The following is a 3,218-nucleotide window of genomic DNA, read 5'->3' on the forward strand; positions in this document are numbered from 1 at the left end:
CTGGCCTCCGCGGTGGCCGAGCGGGTCGGCGCCCACGGCCCGGTGCAGACCGTCTCCACCGGCTGCACCTCCGGCCTGGACGCGATCGGCTACGGCTTCCAGGCGGTCGAGGAGGGACGCGCCGACATCTGCGTCGCCGGCGCCTCCGACTCCCCGATCTCGCCGATCACCGTCGCGTGCTTCGACGCCATCAAGGCCACCAGCGAGCGCAACGACGACCCGGCGCACGCCTCCCGCCCCTTCGACGCCCACCGGGACGGCTTCGTCCTCGGCGAGGGCGGCGCCGTCCTGGTGCTGGAGGAGCTGGAGCACGCCCGCCGCCGCGGCGCCCGGATCTACGGCGAGGTCGGCGGCTTCGCGACCTTCGGCAACGCCTACCACATGACCGGCCTCACCAAGGAGGGGCTGGAGATGTCCCGCGCGATCGACCACGCGCTCGACCACGCGCGGGTCGACCGCACCGACGTCGACTACGTCAACGCGCACGGCTCGGGCACCAAGCAGAACGACCGGCACGAGACCGCGGCGGTCAAGCGCTCACTGGGCGACCACGCCTTCGGTACGCCGATGAGCTCGATCAAGTCGATGGTCGGGCACTCGCTCGGCGCGATCGGCGCGATCGAGGTGGTCGCCTGCACCCTGGCGCTGGCCCACGGCGTGGTGCCACCGACCGCCAACTACGAGACTCCGGACCCGGAGTGCGACCTCGACTACGTGCCGCGCACCGCGCGCGAGCTGCCGCTGAGCCACATCCTCTCGGTCGGCAGCGGATTCGGCGGATTCCAGTCCGCCGTCGTGCTCAACAGAACGGGGTGAGTTCCATGACGTCACGTCAGCAGGGCCGCCGGGCGGTGGTCACCGGCCTCGGCGTGGTGGCGCCGAACGGTGTCGGTGCCGATGCCTTCTGGAAGGCCACCAGGCAGGGCGTGAGCGTCCTCGACCGGATATCCCGTGAGGGCTGCACCGAGCTGCCGCTCAGAATCGCGGGCGAGGTGCGGGAGTTCGACCCGAGTTCGGTGATCGACAGCCGCTACCTGGTGCAGACCGACCGCTTCACGCACTACGCGATGGCCGCCGCCGACCTGGCCGTGGCCGACGCCGGGTTCCGGCCCGACCCCGAACAGCCCTTCACGGTCGGAGTGGTGACCGCGGCCGGCTCCGGCGGAGGCGAGTTCGGCCAGCGCGAGCTCCAGCAACTCTGGGGCCAGGGGCCGAGGTTCGTCGGACCGTACCAGTCCATCGCCTGGTTCTACGCGGCCAGCACCGGCCAGATCTCGATCCGCGGCGGCTACAAGGGCCCGTGCGGGGTGGTGGCCAGCGACGAGGCCGGCGGCCTGGACGCCCTCGCCCACGCCGCCCGCTCCGTGGCCCGCGGCACCGACGCCGTGGTGGTCGGCGCCGCCGAGGCCCCGCTCGCGCCGTACTCCATGGTCTGCCAGCTCGGCTATCCCGAACTGAGCCTGGCCGACCGGCCCGAGGCGGCCTACCTGCCGTTCACCGCGCAGGCCTGCGGCTTCGCCCCCGCCGAGGGCGGCGCGATGCTGCTGGTGGAGGACGAGCAGGCGGCCCGCCGGCGCGGCGCCACCGTCCGGGCCCACCTGGCCGGGCACGGCGCCACCTTCACCGGCGCCTCCCGCTGGGAGGAGTCCCGGGAGGGACTGGCCGCCGCGATCCGGATCGCGCTGGACGAGGCCCGGACCGCGCCCGAGGAGATCGACGTGGTCTTCGCGGACGCGCTCGGCGTCCCCGCCGCCGACCGGGCCGAGGCCCTGGCCCTGGCCGACGCACTCGGCCCGGCCGCCGAACGGGTCCCCGTCACCGCCCCCAAGTCCGGCACCGGACGCGCCTACTGCGGCGCCCCGATGCTGGACGTGACGGCCGCCGTGCTGGCCATGGAGGACGGCGTGCTGCCGCCCACCCCCAACGTCACCGAGGTCTGCCACGACCTCGCCCTGGTGACCGGCCGCGCCCGCCCGGCCGAGCTGCGCACCGCGCTGGTGCTCAGCCGCGGGCTGATGGGCTCCAACTCCGCGCTGGTGCTCCGGCGCGGCGAGCGGTCCTGACCCCCCGATTTCCGCTGCCTCTTCGAAGGGAATCCCGTGAGCAACACCCTCAGCTATTCGGACCTGGCCGACCTGCTCCAGTCCCGGGCCGGCGTCACCGTCGACCCGGGCGACCTGGAGCAGCCGAGCGCCCAGTTCGACGACTTCGGCGTCGACTCGCTCGGACTGCTCGGCGTCGTCGGCGAGTTGGAGAACCGGCACGACCTCAAGGTCACCCCCGGCGCCGAGTCCGCCAAGACCCCGCACGAGTTCCTGGAGCTGGTCAACAGCTCCCTGGCCACGAAGGCTGGTGCCTGAGATGCCCGGACACACCGACAACGAGATCGTCATCAACGCCCCGCTCGACCTGGTCTGGGAGATGACCAACGACCTGGAGAACTGGCCGGAGCTGTTCAGCGAGTACGCCTCGGTCGAGGTGCTGGAGCGCGAGGGCGACCGGGTGCAGTTCCGGCTCACCATGCACCCGGACGAGAACGGCAAGGTGTGGAGCTGGGTCTCCGAGCGCACCACCGACCGCTCCTCGCTGGCGGTCGCGGCCCGCCGGGTCGAGCCCGGCCCGTTCGAGTTCATGGAGATCCGCTGGGAGTACGCGGAGGTCCCGGCCGGCACCAGGATGCGCTGGATCCAGGACTTCTCGATGAAGCCCACCGCCCCCGTGGACGACGACGGCATGGTCAACCACATCAACAAGAACTCCCGGATCCAGCTGCAGCTGATCCGCGAGAAGGTCGAGAAGCGGGCGGCCGAACAGTGACCGGAACCCACCGCGCCCTGATCGTCGCCCGGATGAAGCCCGAGACGGCCCCGGACATCGCCGAGGTGTTCGCCGACTCCGACCGGGGCGAACTGCCGCACCTGATCGGCGTCACCGGCCGCAGCCTGTTCCAGTTCGGCGACGTCTACCTGCACCTGATCGAGGCCGACCGCCCGCCGGGCCCGGCCGTCGCCAAGGTCCTCGGCCACCCGGAGTTCCGGACCGTCAGCGACCGCCTGACCGCCTACGTCCAGGCCTACGACCCGGCCACCTGGCGCGAGCCGAAGGACGCCATGGCGCGCGAGTTCTACCGCTGGGACCGCTGACCGCCCGCCGCGCTCCGCAGTCCCGTCTGGGCCCGCCCCCGGCCGTGCGCCGGGGGCGGGCCCATGTGCGCGTCC

5 protein-coding genes are annotated in these 3,218 nt (G+C 72.8%); all 5 read left to right on the forward strand.

Annotated features, from left to right (window positions below; translation table 11 throughout):
• Window positions 1–816 (forward strand): beta-ketoacyl-[acyl-carrier-protein] synthase family protein (locus ACIP4P_RS45010; protein WP_400930318.1); only part of this gene is annotated, 816 nt, incomplete at its 5' end.
• Between the two features lie 5 nt (window positions 817–821).
• Window positions 822–2,063, forward strand: coding sequence for a beta-ketoacyl synthase N-terminal-like domain-containing protein (locus ACIP4P_RS45015; protein WP_350512535.1), 1,242 nt, complete (start codon window positions 822–824; stop codon window positions 2,061–2,063).
• A gap of 36 nt (window positions 2,064–2,099) precedes the next feature.
• Window positions 2,100–2,360, forward strand: a complete 261-nt coding sequence (locus ACIP4P_RS45020) for an acyl carrier protein (protein WP_400930322.1) — start codon at window positions 2,100–2,102, stop codon at window positions 2,358–2,360.
• A 1-nt stretch (window position 2,361) separates the two neighbouring features.
• Complete coding sequence (locus ACIP4P_RS45025) at window positions 2,362–2,817, forward strand: SRPBCC family protein (RefSeq protein WP_400930325.1); 456 nt, start codon at window positions 2,362–2,364, stop codon at window positions 2,815–2,817.
• Window positions 2,814–3,143: a TcmI family type II polyketide cyclase gene (locus ACIP4P_RS45030; protein ID WP_350512538.1), complete on the forward strand. Its 330-nt coding sequence runs from the start codon at window positions 2,814–2,816 to the stop codon at window positions 3,141–3,143. Before ACIP4P_RS45025 ends, ACIP4P_RS45030 begins: the two co-directional genes overlap by 4 nt.
• Window positions 3,144–3,218: the final 75 nt, after the last annotated feature.

The organism is Kitasatospora sp. NPDC089509, from assembly GCF_044749365.1.
Lineage (GTDB): Bacteria > Actinomycetota > Actinomycetes > Streptomycetales > Streptomycetaceae > Kitasatospora.